Source organism: Ochrobactrum sp. P6BSIII, assembly GCF_014138065.1.
Taxonomy (GTDB): domain Bacteria; phylum Pseudomonadota; class Alphaproteobacteria; order Rhizobiales; family Rhizobiaceae; genus Brucella.
Genome location: NZ_JACGXB010000015.1, coordinates 1 through 20961, shown reverse-complemented (window position 1 = coordinate 20961; position 20961 = coordinate 1). Strand labels below are relative to the sequence as shown.

Here is a 20961-nt window from a genome sequence, read left to right as displayed (position 1 = left end):
GCGTTTTCTATAGACCGTTGCCGAGCCGTGGCTCAAGTTCCCGCGAATGGAACATTCGAGCACGCGCTGTGTTCTGCTCCGTCTGAAGCCTAAATATCTCTAATACAGAAGAGTGACGATAGGGGTGAGCTATTATTCTGTATTGTGCCGACTAGCCTGCCTTTGCTTCTAATGCACAGCATTGTTTATGCGCACGGCCTCAAACGAACCGGTGACACGAATTCTGATGAAGATGCCAATCTATTCACTTCGTCACCTTTATCGGATACTTTTGATTGATGGAGTTGTTAGGAGATGCAGCTGCAATCAAGGCTTGAGAGCGTGGAACAGCTCCAGTAACCCAGCTTTCAATGCAGCGACATCATCGTCTTCCGCGCGCAATGCAATCTCGTTCATTGCCCCGTTGAGCAGCACAGCCAGTGCTGTGGGGCCAGACGAGAAGCGGATGGCACCTTCGCTGATGGCCTCCTCCACGCCGATCCTTAGAAGATCAAAAGAAAGCTCGCGATCAAGCGCTTCCCACTGCTCTCGCCCGAGTACACCTGGTGCATCGACAACGAGTATACGGCGGTTTTCCGGTTGAACCATAAAATCGATCCACGCCATCGAGCCCTTTTCCAACGCCTCAATAGAATTGACCACATCCTTCGTTGCGATTTGGATCGCCTCTGCCGCCCCGGCAGCAAGGTCGCGGCATACAGCTTCAAACAAGTCGGCCTTATCGCGATAATGATGATAGAGTGCGCCGCGTGTTACTCCCGCCTCCGCTATAATCGCATCCGTGCTGGTCATGGCATAGCCATTGCGGGCAAATAAGCTCCGCGCAGCTGCAACCAATCGCCCTTTTGTTTGGATGGTACGCAGTTCGTTTTTGCTCATAATCGCCCTTCTTTAGGAGATTGACAGACAGTCTGTATGTTTATAGGCTCAAATAACATACAGATAATCTGTTTGTTTAAATCTGGCAAGGAGTCCGATCATGCGATTTTCCGATCGCTACCCGATAATTGTTACCGCCAAAAAAGACGAAGCTCGCGACTTCTGGCTTAAGTATCTACAGTTTGACGTGACTTTTGATAGTCAATGGTTTTGCCTGCTTGTAGCAGAGAACGGCAGTGCTTCGATTGCCTTCATGACACCAGATCATCCTTCGTCACCACCTGGCCCCGAAAGCTTCACCGGAACTGGCCTGTGCTTCGAGATGGAGGTTGCCGACGCAACGGCCGCTCACGCTGAACTTATAGCCAGGGGACTACCCGTTACTTACCCGCTCACTAATGAGCCGTTCGGCCAACGCCGTTTTGGATTTGAAGACCCGTCGGGCCTATGGATCGATGTTGTCGAACAGACCGAACCGCAAGCCGGTTTCTGGGACAAATACATGATGTGACCGGCGGGGTGCCACAATACTAATATATAGCGCGGTCCGCTTTATACGATGACATCGCCCCACCCGGAGTGAGCCCTGGCCTCAGCGAAAGCTTCGCGGCAATTACGGCGCGATATGCGGCTAGCCAATGAACGATTGACGAAACCATTATCGTCAGCCCAGACACGCACGCGATCCAAGGGGTGAACACGAAAAGCCTTGGACAGTGCTCAATATACAGAAGGAGCCGAAACCGACCCCTCCTGTAATCCTGTATGGAGCAACTTTGCTTATTTCCCAGCCGCCTGTGCAGCATAGACATAACTGTCATAGGTATATTCGGCAACGCGGAACCACTCGAAGCCCTCGTCACGGAATTTCTTCCAGCTCGGATAGATCTTCGCCCAGGCCGGGTTTTTCTCATTATACTCGGCATAGAGATCGAAAGTGACCTTGTAAGCCGCATCCAGCACATCGCGCGGGAGAGGCTTCAACTGCACACCCTTCGAAACCAGCGAGCGAATTGCAGCAGTATTTTTGACGTCATAGAGCGAAATCATGTTCTGCGTCGCGGCCTGAGCGGCGGTGTTCAGCGCCACTTTGTAAGCTTCCGGCAGGCTTTCATATTGCTGCTTGTTAACGAAGAAATGCACCGAAGCGCCGCCCTCCCAGAAGGCCGGATAGTAGTAATAGGGTGCGATCTGGTAGAAGCCGAGCTTTTCATCATCATAGGGACCGACCCATTCGGCCGCATCAATGGTTCCGCGCTCCAGCGACGGATAGATGTCGCCGCCCGGAAGCTGCTGCGGCACGACGCCAAGGCGAGACATGACCTCGCCGGCAACGCCGGCAATGCGCATTTTCAGACCTTTCAGGTCTTCGAGGCTCTTGATTTCCTTGCGATACCAGCCGCCCATCTGCGCAGCAGTGTTGCCTCCGACGATGCCGACAACGCCGTAATCGGACAGGAATTCATTATAAAGTTCATTGCCGCCGCCATGATAGAGCCATGCATTTTGCAGGCGCGTATTCATGCCGAAGGGGATGGCCGTGCCGATCGCGAAAGCCGGGTTCTTGCCCGTGAAATAATAGCCGCATGTATGCGCAATTTCGACCGTATTGGCCTGCACCGCGTCGATTGCCTGCGGACCGGGCACCAGTTCGCCTGCCTGAAACACCTGAATCTGGAACTTGCCATCCGTCATCTTCGACAAGGCGTTGGCCATGTAGACAGCGCCGCCATAGATCGTGTCGAGATTGTTCGGAAAACCCGATGTCAGACGCCAGCGCAAGGTTGGCAGTTCATCCGCAATGGCTGGCGTAGCAAGTGCCGCGCCGCTTGTTGCGGCTGCGGCACCAATGGCGGCGCCCTTGGTCAGAAATGTACGGCGATTCAATTCCTGTTTCATGTCTTCCTCCTCTAAGACGATTGATCATAAATGACCCGCGCAGTGACTGGTCTCCCCTATCCTCACTGCGCAGGCTTTTCCGGTTGTCCGAAACTTGGCGGCGACGACCCGAACGATGGCGCGGGCAGCGGATCCGTGGACGGTGAAGGCGCACCGAAGGGGGCGGGCGCATTGCCGAACGGGTTGCCGCCGCCCGCATCTGGCATGGGAACATTAATCTGGATCGTAGACGGGTCAGCCACCGGGTGGCTCGACTTATAATGGGTAACGATCCCCGGAAAGGCGATAATGATGGCGACCATGACCAGCTGGATCAGCAGGAACGGGATCGACCCCATATAGATCTGGCCGGACGTGACTGGCTGTATCGTGGCGCCCGTCACCTTGTCCTTATAGGCGCGCGACGGCGCCACTGAGCGCAAATAGAACAGCGAAAACCCGAACGGCGGATGCATGAACGATGTCTGCATGTTCATGGCCAGCATGACACCGAACCAGACGAGATCGATGCCGAGAGCGTCGGCCACCGGCGCCAGAAGCGGGATGATGATGAAGGCCAGCTCGAAATAATCGAGAAAGAAGGCCAGCACGAAGACGAGAAGATTGGCGACGATCAGAAAGCCTACTTCACCACCCGGAATGGACGTCATCAGATGCTCGACCCAGACGTGGCCGTTAACGCCATAGAAGGTGAGCGAGAAGACGCGCGCGCCCAACAGAATGAAGATGACGAAGGACGAAAGCTTCGCCGTGGCGTAAAGCGCCGAGGTCAGCATCTTGATGTTCAGGCGGCCGTTGATGATGGCCAGCAACAAGGCGCCAACCGCGCCCATCGCGCCGCCTTCCGTAGGCGTGGCGACGCCAATGAAGATGGTGCCCAGCACGAGGAAGATCAGCACCAGCGGCGGAACAAGCGAAACCACCACGCGCTGCGCCAGCTTCCAACCCTTCAAGGTGCGGGCGTGTGGCGGCAGAGCCGGAACGGTTTCCGGCCGCAGGATCGACATACCGATGATGAAGGCGCAATAGACGCCAACCAGCATCAGACCCGGCACCAGCGCGCCCTTATACATGTCGCCGACAGACCGGCCGAGCTGGTCGGCCAGAACGATCAGAACCAGGCTTGGCGGAATGATCTGCGCCAATGTGCCGGATGCGGCAATCGTGCCGCTCGCCACCTTGCGATCATAGCCGTAGCGCAGCATGATCGGCAAAGAAATGAGCCCCATCGAAATCACCGAAGCGGCAACCACACCGGTGGTGGCGGCCAGAAGCGCGCCGACGATAATCACCGCGAAGGCCAGACCGCCGCGCACGGGGCCGAACAGCTGCCCGATCGTGTCGAGCAGATCTTCCGCCATGCCGCTTCGTTCCAATATCAACCCCATGAAGGTGAAGAAGGGGATCGCTAGCAGCGTTTCGTTCGACATCTGCCCGAATATGCGGTCGGGAATAGCGCCGAACAGGTTGACCGGGAGAAGCCCCATTTCGATGCCGACAAAGCCGAAGGCAAAGCCGACGAAAGCCAGTGCAAAAGCCACCGGATAGCCGAGCAACAGCACAACGACCAGCGACAGAAACATGAGTGGCGCAAGATTTTCTGCGAAGAAAGCAACCATATCCATCCCCCTCAGAGCGCTTGCGCTTCAGCATCTTCGGTGGCGACGGCATCGGGTATCCGCCCCTGAAGAATGGCAATGCGCTTGATCAGTTCGGACAGGCCCTGCAAGGCGAGCAATCCGAAGCCGATGGGGATGAGTAACCAGACCGGCCAGAGCACCAGCCCGCCAGTATTGTTCGAGGTTTCACCGCTCGCGATCTTCGCTTCCACGATAGGCCAGGAGAGATAGATCGTGATGAAGCAGAAGGGCAACAGGAAGAAGATCGTGCCGAAAATCTCCACCAGCAGCTGCGTGCGCCGCGAGTAGCGGCTGTAAAGCAGATCGACCTTCACATGCTCGCTGTGCAGCAGCGTATAGCCCGCGGCGATCAGGAAAACGGCCGAGAACAGATACCACTGCGCTTCCAGCCATGCGTTGGAACTGAGATTGAAAAGCTTGCGCGAAACCGCATTGATGGCGCTGATCAGCACCGCCACGAGTATCAACCAGGATACTGCTTTTCCGATGAAATCATTGGCCGCGTCGATAGCGCGCGACAACGCCAGCAAAACCGACATTGCTCCTCCCCTCCTTGTTCGGCCTCCTCAAGCCGTTTTCTTGAAGGATAGGTGCGGGGAAACTCACCCGCAAGCAGACGATAGTCGCAAGCGGCACACGCTACCCACTAGTGGGTAATCAAGGGGCGATTCACCGCCGAAATGTCCAGAACATGGTCTATTTTACTGTCCATCTATACTGAGTCTATTTTCGATGGCATAGCGCGTAAGGCCGGCGGTGCTGGCAATACCGAGTTTCTTTTTAATATTCTTGCGGTGAGTCTCGACCGTTGCTTCCGATATACCCAGTGTCGAAGCAATTTCACGATTGCTGCTGCCTTCGGCAACCAGAACCAGAACGTCGTTTTCCCGCGAAGACAGGCCTTCCGCCTTCTTCTCGGCATTATCGAGAAGTGCTTCCGAAACGCCGGACGAAAAATAAGTTCCACCTGACGCGACAGCATGGATGGCAGCGACGATTTCACTCGTCGAAACATCCTTCAGCACATAGCCCGAAGCGCCCCGCATGATTGATGTCGAAATATATTCGCGACTGTCATGCATGGAGAGCATCAAAATACGCGTAGCCGGCAATTGTCGCTTGAACAGCTCGATGGCGTCGATGCCATTGAGCAGCGGCATATTGATATCCATCAGCACGACATCTGGCTTGACCGTCTGGGCCGTTTCCAGTGCCAGACGTGCATTCGAAGCAGCGCCCGCGATTTCAATATCGTCATAGGTTTCAAGCACCGCGCGCAATCCGTCGAGTACCAGAGGATGGTTGTCGACCAGCAATACGCGTATCTTGCATTCTTTCGTCATGCGACTTCCGGGTTGAATAGTGGAGGCTTCAACATTGGCGGCTTCGTCATCGGTCTTTCGACTGCCGAAAGCGGCAGGCGCGCGGTCAACTGCGTACCATCACTGCCGGTTTCCACCAAGAGCACACCGCCGAAATGTGCCATGCGTTCCTGCATATTTCGCAGGCCAAGCCCCGATGTTGCACCTTTCAGATCGTGCCCGGCAAAACCATTTCCATTGTCGGTCACCGTCATCGTTACACGCGCGTTCGCATCCCAAAGACGTACCTTCACCACGCTGGCGCCCGAATGGCGCTCGATATTCGTGAGCGCTTCCTGCGCAACCCGGTAAAGCGCCGTGCTCGGCTCGGGTTTCAAATTAACCCGCAATGTGTCGGCTTCAAAACGGGTCTCGATGCCTGTCCGTTCCGCGAAATGCTCGAAAAGCGCTTTCAGCGCCACCGTCATGCCCAGATCGTCAAGAATGCGGGGTCGCAGATCATGCGATAGTCGCCGCACTTCCTTGATTGCGCCGTTCAGCACATCCGAGGCCTTCTCGATAGCTCTCGGCGCTCCGTCGCTGCCCGTATGCACCTGGCGGCTGGCCAGATCGATAGCATAACGCACGCCGACCAGATTCTGCGAAATGCCATCATGCAACTCCCGCGCCAGACGAGCCCGTTCCTCCTCCTGCGTATCGATGATGCGCTGAGCAAGTTCCTTGAGCTTGTTGTCAGCCATGCGCCGCTCGCGCAGGTTCAACAACATGCATGTCGCAAAAACCAGCATGACCGCAGGCACGGCGATGAGGCTAACCACCAGAAATGTGTTGCGGATATTGGCGCGAAAATCGGCGTTGGCTGCCGCTGTCTGGGCATAGACATCATCCAGATAGACGCCGGTTCCGAGCATCCATTTCCATTTGTCGAGCCCGACCGCGAAGGACAGCTTGTCGGCCGTCTCTCCACTCGACGGCTTTTCCCATTTATACTGGTGCAATCCCCCGCCCTGTTTCGCCTTGTCGATCAGATTGGCGATGACATGATCCCCGTCGGGATCGACCAGATTGAGCCAGTTCTGCCCGGGACGAAAGGTTTGGCGCGGATGGACGACATTATTGCCATCGTAATCATAAACGAAGAAATAGCCGTCACGCCCGTAATCGAGTGAGGTGAGAATGCTCGTCACCTTCTGCATGGCAACAGTGTCGTTCGGATCGGCTTCATCATAGATTTTCTGGATTGCAGACAGCGCCAGATTGGTGAGGTTCAGAAGTTCGGTCTCCTTCGCCTTCAGCATGTTTTTTTCAAAGGTCGCAATGCTGCTCTGCACGAGATTGGCCGACTGCCACGTGATAAAGGCCGTGACCGTCAGGATAGCAACAATCAAAGGCACAATCGCCAGTGCCAGAATCTGATATCGAAGCGTCACGCCTAGCTCCTCCCAACATCGCTGGACAGCCTTTTAACAGAGGACTTTAAAGCCCTGTCCCTGGTGACGGAAGAGGCGATCTGCAAAGCTGCTTGCGCTCAGCTCGGTATTGTCATCGGCAAGCTTGCAATCGCCAACGTTGAGCAGCACGATGTGAATGCCCTGTCTGCTTTCGGCTAGGAAAAAAGTTGGCCCATACGATCGAAAAGAAGACATAAAACCGACTTTAGTGACCATGATTGCCAGTCAAGGTGTCAGAGGCTACCCCTTATCAACAGCAATATGTTCCCTCGCCGTGAACCATTTGAAGCTCAGGCAACCTGCACGAAATGCCCGTCAGAAACCTCATGGTACTTTCTCACTGGCACGACATAATCGACCGGACGGATCGGGCTTTTGATCTCGTCGATGGAGATGTTGCGCCGGATCGACCGTCGTGCAGGATCGGGCACCGGAACAGCAGCTATCAACTTCTGTGTATAGGGATGCTGAGGGTGCTCGAACACCGACGCTCTTGGCCCGATTTCGACGATCTCGCCAAGATGCATTACTGCCACACGATGACTTACCCGTTCCACGACCGCCATATCATGTGAAATGAACAGAAACGCGAGCTTGAGGCTCTGTTGTAAATCCAGCAACAGATTACAGACTTGCGTTTTGATTGACACGTCCAGTGCCGACACCGCTTCGTCGGCCACAATGATTTTAGGATTCAGCATCAACGCACGGGCAATGGCGATCCGTTGGCGCTGACCACCCGAGAACTCGTGCGGGTATCGTTGCATCATATCAGGCGATAGCCCAACTTTGGTTAAAAGGTCCGCCGCTTTATCACGCGCCTGTGCTTTCGTTCCTAGTTTGTGCTCAAGAAATGGCTTGCTCACCGCTGAACCGATGCTCATACGAGGATTAAGCGAAGCAAAAGGGTCCTGAAAGATCATAGCGATGTCATTGCCGCGCACGCGTCGCATCTGTTCTTCCGGCAATGTCAAAAGTTCTTTATCCCCCAGCAATATCCTGCCTTCAATATTGCTCGTCGCCTTGGGCAGAAGCCTCATGATCGATAGTGAAGTGACTGATTTGCCAGACCCGGACTCCCCCACAATTGCCACAGTCTCGCACGGAGCCACTTCGAAACTAATGTTGCGTATGACCGGCTTCCACGCACCGTCTGCTCGGAAAGACGTTGTCAGATTCTCAACTGTAAGGACGGGTGAACTCAGCTCTTTCCCGCTTGAGCCCGGCATCAAAGGCTGCATCCCGATCTCCCTCAGTTCAATGCGGAAGCTTGTGGCTGATTGACCACCATGGGCAGTGCAGTTTCGGCCAGTGTCACCCAATAGCTGATGCCATACCCAAGCGCTTCGTCGTTAAAATCATAGGCCGCATTGTGCAGATTGGCCGTGTCACCATTTCCTATGAAGAGAAACGCGCCCGGTCGTTCTTCCAGCATATACGAAAAATCTTCCGCTCCCATATGGGGTGGCATGCTGGCATTGACTGCTTTATCCCCAGCCACTTTACGAGCAATGTCTTCGGCAAAGTCTGTTTCCAGATCGTGATTGAACGTCACAGGATAGCCACGCTGGTAAGTAACCTCCGCTGTTGCACTATGAGCAGTTGCGGTTGCCTGCGCGACTTCGTTCAACCGCTTCTCGGCAAAATCACGGATCTGCGGCAAAAGCGTCCGTACGGTGCCTGTCATCTTCACAAAATCAGGAATAACATTGTTCGCATCGCCACCATTTGTGGACGCCACCGTTATGACGAGTGAGTTTAGCGGATCAGTTTCGCGGGAGACGATGGACTGCAAGGCGATAACAATATGTGCTGCCGCCAGAACCGGGTCAACAGAACGGTGAGGCTGTGCAGCGTGACCGCCGCGGCCCCGCACCGTAATCTCAAAACTGTCTGCCGCTGCCATAACCGGACCTTTGCGAATTGCAAACTGGCCAATTGGCAATTTGGGCTCATTGTGCATGCCATAGACTTCTTTGATGCTGTATTTGTCCATGAAACCGTCATTGATCATGGCGAGGGCGCCGCCTCCACCTTCCTCGGCCGGTTGGAAGATCAAGGCTATAGACCCATTGAAATTGCGGGTTTCAGCCAGATATTGTGAGGCGCCAAGAAGCATAGCTGTGTGACCGTCATGCCCACAGGAGTGGGCTTTGCCGGGTACTTTGGATGCCCAGGGCTTGCCACTGGTTTCAAAGATCGGAAGCGCGTCCATATCTGCTCGCAAGCCGATCACCGGACCGTCAGTGAGCTTGCCTTTGATGATGCCCACTACGCCGGTTCTTCCAATTCCGGTTTCAACAACATCACAGCCAAAGGATTGCAGTTTTTGGGCAACAAAAGCAGCGGTCTGATGAACATCGTACAGTAGTTCTGGATATTCGTGAAGATAACGTCGCCATTCAGCAACAGCTTCCTGCATTTCAGCAACACGATTTATTACAGGCATTCCACACACCTCAGAATTTCGATGTTGTCTTTCGGATTCCGTCAATAATGTGATGCAACAGCTTTTCATTGCAAGCATCAAATTTGATTTTTGATCAAAAAATGAACTTGCGATTTTTATGATCAAATATTAATCAAGGTCATTAATGGCTTATATGGCCACGCATCACAAACAAAGTATATTTTTCTTGTTTAGTTAAAATTGGAATTCGATGCGTTAATATAAATATAGCCAAATTTTAATTTGAAGAATAAGGCATGAATATAAATCAAACAAAGTATAAAAGGGGAATGGCAGATGAGATTTTATAAAAAACTTCTACCTACAATGATTGTGGTACAAGCTCTGATGAGCGGTACAGCCCATGCAGAACGCGGCACCGATGGCGACCTGAAAATTCTGTTTTGGCAAGCCGTCTCGACGATGAACCCGTTTCTCTCGGCCGGCACCAAGGAGATATTCGCATCATCAATCGTCATTGAACCATTGGCTCGTTACAATGAAAAAGGCGAGTTGGTGCCTTGGTTGGCGAGTGAGATACCTACGATTGAAAACGGTGGCGTTTCCAAAGACCTGTTAACCATGACGTGGAAATTGAAAACGGACGTCAAATGGTCAGATGGTACTACCTTCACTGCGGATGACGTCGTCTTCACATGGAAGTATTGTACGGCACCGGACGGTGGTTGCGCTCAACGTGCCCAGTATGAGGGGGTCAAGAACGTGGAGGCCCTCGATCCATATACTGTAAAGATTACCTTTAGTGACATGAAGCCCTATCCCTACAGCGCCTTCGTGGGAGCGCAGTCTCCGATCATTCAGGCGGCGCAATTCAAGGATTGCATCGGTGCAAAAGCTCCCGGTTGCACCTCAGCGAATTTCTCACCGGTTGGAACCGGTGCCTTCTTCGTCAAAGATTTCAAACCGAATGACGTCGTTACGCTTGAAGCAAATCCATATTACCGAGATGCGACCAAGCCATCTTTCGCCTCAATCACGCTAAAGGGTGGCGGTGACGCTGCCTCTGCTGCACGTGCAGTGCTCGAAACCGGCGAATATGATTATGCCTGGAATGTGCAGGTTGAGCCCGAAGTGCTGGATGCCATGATGGCTGCCGGCAGAGGTCGGTTGGAAACGTCATTCGGAACTCAGGTCGAACGTATCAATCTTAATTGGACCAATCCTGATCCGTCGCTGGGCGACAAACGCTCCACAATGGAAGCTGGCCCGCATCCGGCATTGAAAGATCCCGCCGTCCGTCGCGCCCTGTCGTTGGCAATCGACCGCGACATCCTCGTTGAAGCAGGGTACGGCCAATCAGGAAAGCCAACCTGCAATATCGTTCCAGGTCCCGAAGCTTTTGCGTCCACCAAGAACGACAGTTGGTGCCTCAAACAGGATATTGAAGGAGCAAACAAATTGCTCGACGACGCCGGCTGGCAAAAGGGCAGTGATGGCATCCGTACCAAGGATGGCGTGAGGCTATCCTTCCTCTTCTCAACCTCAACTAACTCCGTACGGCAGGCCACGCAGGAACTGGTTAAGGCCATGTGGGCAGAAATAGGCGTCGATACAGAACTGAGAAATGCTTCCGCAGCAGTTTTTTTTGGTGGTGACCCAGCCAGCCCGGACACCTTTCAGAAATTCTATGCTGACGTGATAATGTATACGAACAACTTCGACGGCACAGATCCGGAAAAATATATCGCTGAATGGTTATGTGACATGATGCCTAACCCGGCAAATGGCTGGCAGGGCCAGAATATTCCACGCTATTGCAATCCAGAATTCGATGGGCTGGTCGGTACTTTGTCAAAAACTGCCGAACTCGAAAAACGCTCCGAAATTGCCAAACAATTGAATGACATGCTCACTGAAGAAGGCGCACATATACCGCTCGTATATCGCGGCGACCAATCCGCATTTTCTGCCACTCTCGATGGCATCAAGATGAATTCCTGGGATACACAGGTCTGGAACATTGCTGACTGGCATCGCAAGAAATGACCGTCTTTGGACGATTGGAGCACCCTCAACCCGGGTGTATTCGTTGAAGCTTTAGCGGCTACAAATGCCGCATCGCCGTAGATCCATACGGTGGATTTACGGCTGGAGTCTGTGGATGTTCATATATACTTTGCGACGACTATTGTTCGCGATTCCAACGCTGCTTATCATCAGTTTTGTGATTTTCGCGCTGCTTGACCTCGCGCCAAATGACCCAACTGGCGATCTGCCATTGACGATACCGCCGGAAGTGCGAGAACAGATCCGCGCATCGCTGGGTCTCGATCAACCCTTTATTGTTCGATACCTCAAATGGCTGCAGCAGTTCTTCGTCAACGAACCGCTCAATATTCTGGAAAGCCTGACAGGATGGCAGTTCGGCGATGGAGAACGTCTGCGTGTTCTTTCCTGGGCTACCCGCAGCCCGGTTGTTGATCTGATTGTCCAGCGTTTGCCACAGACACTTTGGGTCGTCGGACTTGCCTATCTCTTCGGTATTTTACTGGCGGTTCCAATTGGTGTCATATCTGCCTATCGTCAATATTCGATCTTCGACCAGATCGGCACTTTCATATCGATGGTCGGTTACTCTGTACCGACGTTTTTTACCGGCGTACTGCTCATCGTTATTTTCTCGTCCTATCTGCAATGGTTTCCGTCGATTTATGATACCAACCTCCGCGTGACGGATTTCTCAAGCTTTGTGGCGCAGATAAAGCAAATGGTTCTGCCGGTGGCAGTACTCTCCCTCTATAACGCATCGCAAATTACCCGTTTTGTGCGAGCTTCGATGCTCGATAATCTGCATCAGGATTATGTTCGAACAGCCCGCGCCAAAGGTGTGCGGGAGAAATCCGTTTTGTTGATCCACGTGTTGCGCAACAGCCTGATCCCCGTCGTAACCGTGATCGCACTCGGCGTGCCAACGGTATTCTCCGGTGCCATCATCACAGAACAGATTTTCCGTGTGAATGGATTGGGACAACTGCTGATCACCGCTGTGCAAGGCGCCGACATGCCCCTCGTACAAACCCTAACCTTCATTTTCGCCGTCCTGATCGTGCTCTTCAACCTGATTGCCGACGTTCTCTATGGTATTCTTGATCCGAGGATCCGCTATGACTGACACAACTCTTGTTGTCGCACCACCCAAGGCAACGCGATCCGCAATAGGAGAAATATGGCATCAATTTAGTGCCCATAAAGGCGGTGTCATTGGATTGGCTGTCTTCACCACCGTCGTGCTAGCTGTTTATGTTGGTCCGCTCATCCATTCCGTGGCACCAAACGCTATCAACGTACGTGCAAGGAACCAATGGCCATCTCTGGCACATCCATTTGGAACGGATAACCTCGGCAAGGACATGTTGGCGCAGGTGCTCGCCGGCGGGCGTATTTCGCTCGCAGTCGGCTTTACGGCTATGCTTCTAGCGTTGTTTGTCGGCACCTTAGTCGGCCTGCTATCCGGCTATTTCCGGCGCCTGGATGGGCCACTGATGCGCCTTGCCGATCTTTTTCTTGCCCTGCCATTGCTGCCGTTGCTGCTTGTCGTCATCATGCTTTTCCGTGACACGTTACGCTCGGCCTTCGGACCGGAAACCGGCATATTTCTTCTGGTTGTGTTCGTCATCGGCATCACCAGCTGGATGCACACCGCTCGCATTGTGCGCGGCGACGTGTTGGCTGTGAAAAGTCAGGAGTTTGTGCTCGCGGCAAAATCCGGCGGCACTCGCGAATATCGCATCATCATGCGTCACATTCTTCCGAACGTTCTGTCATCCATCATGGTGTCCGCAACATTGGGCATCGCCTCGGCAATCATCACCGAATCCGCGTTGAGCTTTCTTGGGCTTGGCTTCCCTTCCGATTTCCCCACCTGGGGGCGCCTTCTATTCGACGGCGCCAACTTCCTCCAGCTCACCCCGTCACGCGTCTTTTGGCCCGGACTGGCAATTTCTCTAACCGTTCTAAGTGTCGACTACATTGGAGACGCCATCCGTGATGCGCTCGATCCTCATTCTGTCAAACGTTAAGACCGTGAATGTGTTGATTTGTAGAACGTATCGACCACTGTTTTATTCGAAGACGAGACAACAAGCAGTATTCAACTTCTCGAAAATTCATCATTATTGGTGATTGAGTGAGGTTAAGACGAAATCAAGAACTGGTTCAAACTCTCTTGAAACCAACCGGAACCAATAGACCAGACACAGCATCTCGCCGTTGTACGCTATCATCCATTCTCAATTCTCAATTCTCAATGGTTCAAAGGTACGGAATGTCACATTTTGATTTTTTCTCCGGTCGCCGTCCCTCAACTTTTGCTACCGAAGCGATGATAGCGACCTCGCATCCACTTTCGACCGCAGCGGGATTGGAGATCCTTCAGGATGGTGGCAATGCTGTGGACGCAGCCATTGCCGCTGTAGCGGTCCAATGTGTCGTCGATCCGTTGATGACAGGTATTGGCGGTGATTGTTTTGCGCTTTATGCGCCAGCAGGTGGGAAGGTTAAGGCCCTTAACGGCTCCGGGCGAGCGCCGGAGGCTGCAAGTGTATCGGCGTTAGCGGAACGGGGCCTCTCTGGAGAAATACCACAGACGAGCCCTCATGCGATAACCGTCCCCGGGGCAATCGCCGCATGGTGCCGCCTTCTTGCGGACTTCGGTACGCTCCCGATGGAACGGCTTTTCATCAAGGCGATTGGTTATGCCCAAGACGGCTTTGCCGTAACCCCGCGCGTTGCCATGGATTGGGCGAATAACGCGAATATCGTCTCCGGAGATGAGCATGCAGCTAACATTTTCCTTCCCGGAGGCAAGGCACCAAAAGCCGGTCAGGTTATCAAACAGCCCCTTCTCGCTTGTCGGCTGGAGGAAATTGCCAGAATAGGTGCTGTGGGCTTTTATGAAGGTGAAACCGCTCGGAAAATGGTGGCACATCTTCGTTCGCTCGGAGGGTTGCACACGGAGGAAGACTTTTCTTCCGCCACGAATGGTGCGAACTGGGTTGAGCCAATTAGCGCCAGCTATCGTGGCTATGACGTCCACGAATGTCCACCCAATGGTCAGGGCCTGGCTGCGCTTCTGATTTTAAAGATTCTTGAAGGGTTTGACGTCGCTGCCCTTGGCGAAGCTGATCGTATCCACCTTCAGGCGGAGGCGACCAAGATCGCCTATCACCATCGTGACGAACTGATTGCCGATCCCCAACATTGCCCGCATGTCGCCCAACAACTCTTGTCGGACGAGGTCATCGCAATCTTGCGCGCACGTATCGACATGAAGAGGGCGCACCCACCTGTCTTGTGGAATGAGCCGGAACACAAGGATACCATCTATCTCTGTGTCGTGGATGCCCAGGGAAATGCACTATCGTTCATCAACTCGATCTTCCATGCGTTTGGATCGACCCACCTTGATCCCGCCACTGGGGTATTGTTTCACAGTCGAGGCGCATCATTCCGGCTCATCGAAGGGCATCCGAATGCGATTGGCCCTCGAAAGCGGCCCATGCACACGATAATTCCAGGTATGGTAACCAAAAATGGTAAGACGTTGATGCCCTTCGGCGTCATGGGAGGGCATTATCAGGCTGCCGGACATGCAGCTTTCTTGTCAGGGGTCATAGATCGCGGCCTCGGCTTACAAGCTTCGATGGACGAACCACGTTATTTTGGTTTTGGGGGAATACTGGAAGTTGAGCCAACAATGCCGCTTGAAGTCCGGGCGGACCTTGAAAGTCGTGGTCACATTCTCAAAGTTGCAACCAGACCGATCGGCGGTAGTCAGGCGATCAGAATCGAAAACGGTGTACTTGAGGGTGGTTCGGACAGCCGTAAGGATGGTATCGCCCTGGGCTTTTAGACGTTTCATTGCTGATTTGTGGCACCAATTGACTCCCTATTCCTTTGGGACGTGGTCCGGCAAGCTGAGTTTAAATTCCTGAAAATTCGTTCGCATCAGTGATGGATTGGGAATAAGACAAAATGAAAAACTGGTTCAAACTCTCATGAAACTCCACACTTCGGCCTTTTTGATGCAGGGTTTTCATACCGCTGGCCCTGATGTTATCCGTCTGATCAGGTCCCTATCAGCTTAGCGCGTTTTAAAGTGCAATACAGTGCCACGAGTTTTACCGTCAGGTACCGACTTGTCGCGCTTCATTCTCTCACCACGCCACGAGGCTCTCATCAAAAAGGCAGAGACTGAAACCCCTGCCTTTTTCGCATTCAAACTGTGTGGCGAACTTATTTCGCCGACCGCAAGGCTGCGCTCAACTCATTCGCACTGGTGGTGAGCGCATCGATGCCGGCTCCCACCTGATACCACAGCTTGGGATTGAGAAAGACGACATGCCCCTGCTGCCAGGCCCGGGTTTTCGTCACCTCCGGCATTGCACCCAAACGCGCAGCGAGAGTGCTCGGCTCGCTGCCAACCGCAGCACTGCGGTCGAGAATGAACAACCAGTCGGGACCGGCTGCGAGCGCATTCTGCAGCAGCTTTTCCTGCTCCACGCGGCGCGCCTCGGCTTCAGGAGAGCCGGGTTTCGGACGCGGGCCGCCTTCCGAAGCATCGGATTGCGGCAGGACGGATTTGATCCCGACAAAATCATAGACCACGCCGAAGCGCGAGCCGGGTGGTTGCGCCGAAACATTTCGGCCCGCCGAAAACAGCACAAGCCCGGTGCCAGCCGCTTTGCCCTGAGTCCTCAAATCCGTCAGGGCGGCTTTCAGCGTTTCAATGCGCTTGGCCGCTGCATCTTCCGCACCAAAGACCTTTGCCAGCTTCTCCGTATTGTCGATGGCGATTTGCGCGATATCATTTCCGCCCTCGGTGATATCGATCGATGGTGCGATTTTTGCTACTGCATCGAACTTGGTGCGAGAACGCCCCCCGACGATAATCAGGTCTGGCTTCAATGCTTGCAGCGCTGCCTCATCAGGTTCAAACAGGGTGCCAACCGCGGCGTAAGACGATCCCGCATAGTCAGCAAGGTAAGCGGGAAAATTCGCGGGCTTATCTTTGGTCTTCGGAACGCCTGCCACGGCCTTAACGCTCAGCGAATGCAGAATATCCAAAGCCGCCAGATCGAAGACGGCCACTTTCTGCGGCACGGTCGAAAGTTTGGTTTCGCCGTGCGCATGATGAATGACGGTCTCTTGTGCGGCAACATAGGTCGGCGCCATTGCAATGCTCAACAACGGCAGTACAAACAGATTTCTGATGAATTTCTTTTGATACATGAGGTTTCAATTCCTCCGGCACATTCCGAAACCTTTCACAGTTTGCGGAATGTGCATTGGTTCTGGTCAGAATTTCGAGGTCAGCGAAACGAAATAGCTTCTACCATTTTCAGAATATCTGGACTCGGCTTTAGGCTGCTCGTCAAAGATGTTGTTCACGCCAGCACGCAGCGTGAAATTCTCGCTCGGATCATATTTGAACGACGCATTGACCATATTGTAGGCTGATACGTTCTGAGCGGTTACTGTGGTTGCGTCCATGACGTAGTCCACCTGCTTGCCATAGAAATCCATCGAACCGATGACGCTGAAATTCTCGCGTACCCGCCAGGCAAGTTCCGTATGGATGGAATATTCCGGATCGGCGGCAAGCGGTTCGCCGGTCTCCAGATTGATGGATTCGATCAAGTAGGTGAAGGAGTTGCTCCAGGTCACATCCGGATGCAGCTGAACCTTGAGATTGCCTTCAAAACCTTGCGTGCGTGCGCGGTCGACATTGATCTGCTGAACATATTTCGTACCATCATCCAGAATCAGCGAGGCCTCACGCGCTGAGGTGATCTTGTCCTTGATGTCGTTATAGAAATAAGACAGTCCCGCTTCCCAGATATCCTGTGTATAGGCGGTACCGATTTCGAAGCTGTTGCTGGTTTCCGGCTGCAAATCCGGATTGCCGACCATTTCGCAGGGGCCGCCCACTGCGCCGCAGCCTTGACCGCGCGAGGTCTGGACCCAGTTCGGGTTGAGCTGGCGCAGATTTGGCGCCTTGAAGGCCTGCGCCCAGCCCGCCTTAAACGATAGATTGTCGTTCAAATCATAATTCAGGTAGAGGCGCGGGCTGGCATGGGTGCCGAATTCCTCATGCTGGTCGATACGCAGCCCGGCAGTCAGCTTCAAATCGTCCCGGAGCTTGATCTGGTCTTCCATGAAGACGGCGGCCGACCACATGCTCGTTTGGGTGGAGCCGGTCGTTCCGGTGACGGAATTGGCGATACCGAGATTTTCGGGATCGTTCATGTCCTCATAACGGAACTCGCTGCCCACCGTCAGGTTCTGCTCGAACCAGAAATCCAGCGGCATGGAAACTTTGCCGTCAAGCATATAGGTGTCGACAGTGATTGACGTACCGTCATCGGGCAAACCATTGGCGTCTGCGGATGTGTGAAAATTCTCCGCATGTTCGATCATGCCGGTGATCGTGGATGTGCCGAACTCCCATTCACCGACATGGCGCAGCGATCCGGTCGTTCTGGTAATCTCGGTGTTGCTGGTATCGATTTCGCCATCCGCCAGATAGGGGTGGTATTTTTCGCGTCCGGTGCCGCCTTCAAGCTCGAAAAGCTGACCCTTGACCGGCGTCCACGAGAGTTTTGCATTGATATCGTAATCATCGATGCCGGTCGGCGCGGTGATATCGCCGAGCTTTGCCGAATTGCCGGGGTCCTTGCTGCCTATGCTGCCATACATGGTCATTGTCAGTTCATCTGGCACAATCGGGCCGCTGACATAGGCGCTGACCTTCTTGGAAACGCCAGTCGCATCGCTTTCAGGCTGGATCCACTCGGTCGTCAGCGAGCCGGACCACTTATCACTCGACTTCTTGGTGATAATGTTGACCACACCGCCAAGCGCATCGGAACCATAAAGCGTGGACATCGGACCGCGCACCACTTCGATACGCTCGATGGCATCAACCGGAATCCAGCTGAGGTCGCCATTATAATCGCGCAGCGTGGTCAGGCCCGCATTGATCCGCTTTCCGTCTACCATAAGGAGTGTATAAGCACTGCCCATTCCGCGAATGCTGATACCGCGTGTGCCGCTGCTGTCAAATCCAACATTGACGCCCGGCACGGTGCGCAGAGCTTCAGTAATGTCCGGCGCACCGCGCTGCTGAAGCTGATCCTGATCGACGACAGAGATACTCGCCGGCGCCTCTTTCAAAGTCGTAGCAATCGACGACGCCGTCAGGACGATCTGGTCAAGAACGATCGTATCCGCTTCGGCCTGTTGTTCCTGTTCGGATATGGTTTGGGCCATCGAAGCTGCACCGCTCACAATAAGAGCCGTTGAAAAGCAAGTACTGGCTAGAAGAACTTTGGAAGCCGATATCCAGCGTTGCTCTTCGCGCTGCTTTCGCATAAGGCGCTGCGATGAATAGATGACCATCATCATTTCCACATAAAGTTGACATTAAGAGTCTTCTTTAAATGGCAATAACAAGACGTCAATAATGATATTTTACAATCATTCCAATTTGCGTTTTCTGAAATTATCGATGGATAATTACTATAGTATATCAAAATTTCAAATGAATTCTATTTCATTTATATTTCTTTATTATTTTCTCAAATCGATTCCAAATAAAGACTATCGAGAATATTTTTTATTTTATGAGTTCATGAACATTCATTATACTTGATTGCATAAATCATGTTTTTCCGTCGCGAGTGGGCAATTTTCCACGACCGCCAATCACAAAACAAGGCAGTCCATCTTGCTTGGTGGCAAAAAGTTATTCGTAACACGTGACCGGAAGGACTACCGCTTGGAATGAAAACGGGAGGCGTCGAAGGTTCGGATACCAGACGCCTCCCGTATGAACCATGCACAGATGAGGGAGTACATAGTTCAAGACCTGTTCTTTGATTAGATCAGTATTGCCTGATCTAATTTAGAAAAATATACATATTCTAAATCTATTCAATTGGATTATTGTAATGAATTATGTCTGAATGTGGCGTTATCTATATTCATATTTCAAATATTTTTGAGTCTTTTTCAACTTGCTGAGTTCATTGTATTTCGATCGTTCGTCTGTTCGAGCCACTTCTAGCGCGCATCTCCAAATCAAATTGAAACGCGCTCTAGAACTTGGTTGAAACGCCGAAATTGAAGTTCTGAACCTCATCGCTATCAGCTTTCGCGACCGGGAATGCATAGTCGAAACGTAGCGGGCCGAACGGCGAAGCCCACATCAGGCTGATGCCAACGGAGGCTCGAAGCGTTTTGTCGTCGCCCTGGGCGCCGGCCGTTTCGTTGCCATAAAGTGTTGCCGCATCGGCGAAGAAAGCCCCACGAATACCAAGGCTCTCCGGCACAGCCGGCATCGGAAACTGAACTTCGGCCGTGGCACTGAAATAGGTTGTACCGCCAAGCCAATACCGCTCGCCACTGGCTGAGTCCTGATAGGCGCCAATCCCATTATACTGGAACCCGCGAATGATATCGCTGCTGCCCTTGAAGAGATCGAAAATGCGAACGCCGTCGCCATCATAATCATAGATGTAGCCACCACCGACACCCAACATACCGACGATGTCGGCTTCCTGAGCAAGCGTCTTGTAGTAGTTGCCCTTGAAGGTTGTCTTTACATACTTGGCATCACCACCGAGACCTGCAAACTCCTGCATGAACTTGCTATAAAGGCCATCATGGGGGTTCTTCATATCATCAATGGAATTATAGGTCAGTGAATAGCTAACAGAAGAGCGAACCCAAGGGCTGTTCTCCACCGCGTCAATGATTGCTGGAGCATAATAGCTTGACGGATCAGCAACATCGTCGTCAAATTCATACTTGTCCTGGACAAGATTATACGCCAAGCCCAGAGAAAGATTGTCAGATATGGGCAAGCCAGCGCGGATGGTGCCACCTGTCTGTTCGACGTAATAATCATCGTTTACAGTGTAGGTTCGACGGAAGACATCGAAGCCTACCGACATACGCGACCCTAGAAAATAAGGCTCGGTAAAGGACAGGCCGTAATTTTGAACGTCGTCAGTACCAAGGCCGGCGCTCAATTTGACGTATTGGCCACGACCAAGGAAATTGCGCTCCGTAACGGCTGCCTCTACTGATGGCCCCGGCGTTTCACCGCCGGTGGTGTAGCCGCCGCCGATGGAGAATTCACCGGTAGACTTCTCCACAACATCAACAACCAGGATTACCTGATCCGGCTCGGAGCCTGGAGCCGTCGAGATATTGACCGTCTGGAAGAAATCCAGAGCCTCAAGACGACGCTTGGCGCGCTGCACCATGACCTGATTGAAGGCATCGCCTTCGTTCAT

At 53.0% G+C, this 20961-nt stretch carries 15 protein-coding genes and 1 pseudogene; 5 read left to right on the top strand and 11 right to left on the bottom strand.

Features of this window, described 5'->3' with window-relative positions; all coding sequences use genetic code 11:
• Positions 1–306: 306 nt before the first annotated feature.
• Complete coding sequence (locus FHW00_RS19115; RefSeq protein WP_078339982.1) at positions 307–879, bottom strand: TetR/AcrR family transcriptional regulator; 573 nt, start codon at positions 877–879, stop codon at positions 307–309.
• A gap of 100 nt (positions 880–979) precedes the next feature.
• Between FHW00_RS19115 and FHW00_RS19110 the strand changes: the two genes are divergently transcribed.
• Positions 980–1390 carry a VOC family protein gene (locus FHW00_RS19110; RefSeq protein ID WP_078339981.1) on the top strand — a complete coding sequence of 137 codons (411 nt, stop codon included), beginning with the start codon at positions 980–982 and terminating at the stop codon, positions 1388–1390.
• A gap of 269 nt (positions 1391–1659) precedes the next feature.
• Here the strand turns inward: FHW00_RS19110 and FHW00_RS19105 are convergent, their stop codons facing one another.
• The 7 genes and pseudogenes from FHW00_RS19105 to FHW00_RS19075 form a co-directional block, all read right to left on the bottom strand.
• Positions 1660–2778 carry a TRAP transporter substrate-binding protein gene (locus FHW00_RS19105; RefSeq protein WP_078339980.1) on the bottom strand — a complete coding sequence of 373 codons (1119 nt, stop codon included), beginning with the start codon at positions 2776–2778 and terminating at the stop codon, positions 1660–1662.
• A 62-nt stretch (positions 2779–2840) separates the two neighbouring features.
• The gene (locus tag FHW00_RS19100; protein ID WP_078340066.1) at positions 2841–4397 is read right to left on the bottom strand and encodes a TRAP transporter large permease; all 1557 of its coding nucleotides are present in this window, start codon (positions 4395–4397) and stop codon (positions 2841–2843) included.
• 11 nt (positions 4398–4408) lie between these two features.
• Positions 4409–4957 carry a TRAP transporter small permease subunit gene (locus tag FHW00_RS19095; RefSeq protein ID WP_078339979.1) on the bottom strand — a complete coding sequence of 183 codons (549 nt, stop codon included), beginning with the start codon at positions 4955–4957 and terminating at the stop codon, positions 4409–4411.
• Positions 4958–5119: 162 nt separating this feature from the next.
• Positions 5120–5761: a response regulator transcription factor gene (locus tag FHW00_RS19090; protein ID WP_078339978.1), complete on the bottom strand. Its 642-nt coding sequence runs from the start codon at positions 5759–5761 to the stop codon at positions 5120–5122.
• Entirely contained in the window at positions 5758–7170 is a 1413-nt protein-coding gene (locus FHW00_RS19085; RefSeq protein ID WP_078339977.1) for a cache domain-containing protein, read from the bottom strand. Before FHW00_RS19085 ends, FHW00_RS19090 begins: the two co-directional genes overlap by 4 nt.
• Before the next feature lie 311 nt (positions 7171–7481).
• Positions 7482–8387 (bottom strand): annotated as a pseudogene (locus FHW00_RS19080) (ABC transporter ATP-binding protein); the annotation flags it as partial.
• 56 nt (positions 8388–8443) lie between these two features.
• A complete protein-coding gene (locus FHW00_RS19075) occupies positions 8444–9640 on the bottom strand; it encodes a M20 aminoacylase family protein (RefSeq protein ID WP_078339975.1) in 1197 nt (398 codons plus the stop codon).
• Positions 9641–9937: 297 nt separating this feature from the next.
• On the opposite strand from FHW00_RS19075, the gene FHW00_RS19070 reads away from it, so the two are divergent.
• From FHW00_RS19070 to FHW00_RS19055, 4 genes are all read left to right on the top strand, one after another.
• The gene (locus FHW00_RS19070; protein WP_078339974.1) at positions 9938–11647 is read left to right on the top strand and encodes a peptide ABC transporter substrate-binding protein; all 1710 of its coding nucleotides are present in this window, start codon (positions 9938–9940) and stop codon (positions 11645–11647) included.
• Positions 11648–11762: 115 nt separating this feature from the next.
• Positions 11763–12773: an ABC transporter permease gene (locus FHW00_RS19065; RefSeq protein WP_078339973.1), complete on the top strand. Its 1011-nt coding sequence runs from the start codon at positions 11763–11765 to the stop codon at positions 12771–12773.
• Complete coding sequence (locus FHW00_RS19060; protein ID WP_078339972.1) at positions 12766–13680, top strand: ABC transporter permease; 915 nt, start codon at positions 12766–12768, stop codon at positions 13678–13680. The genes FHW00_RS19065 and FHW00_RS19060 overlap by 8 nt, the downstream gene beginning before the upstream one ends.
• 245 nt (positions 13681–13925) lie before the next feature.
• On the top strand, positions 13926–15512 hold the full coding sequence (locus tag FHW00_RS19055; RefSeq protein WP_445557967.1) for a gamma-glutamyltransferase family protein: 1587 nt from the start codon (positions 13926–13928) through the stop codon (positions 15510–15512).
• 383 nt (positions 15513–15895) lie between these two features.
• On the opposite strand, the gene FHW00_RS19050 is transcribed toward FHW00_RS19055, so the two are convergent.
• The 3 genes from FHW00_RS19050 to bamA all read right to left on the bottom strand — a co-directional run.
• Positions 15896–16891: a siderophore ABC transporter substrate-binding protein gene (locus FHW00_RS19050; protein ID WP_078339971.1), complete on the bottom strand. Its 996-nt coding sequence runs from the start codon at positions 16889–16891 to the stop codon at positions 15896–15898.
• 66 nt (positions 16892–16957) lie between these two features.
• Positions 16958–18931 (bottom strand): TonB-dependent receptor domain-containing protein, encoded by a 1974-nt coding sequence (locus tag FHW00_RS19045; protein WP_445557966.1) that lies wholly within the window; start codon positions 18929–18931, stop codon positions 16958–16960.
• A gap of 827 nt (positions 18932–19758) precedes the next feature.
• Positions 19759–20961 (bottom strand): outer membrane protein assembly factor BamA (gene bamA / locus FHW00_RS19040; protein WP_182514681.1); only part of this gene is annotated, 1203 nt, incomplete at its 5' end.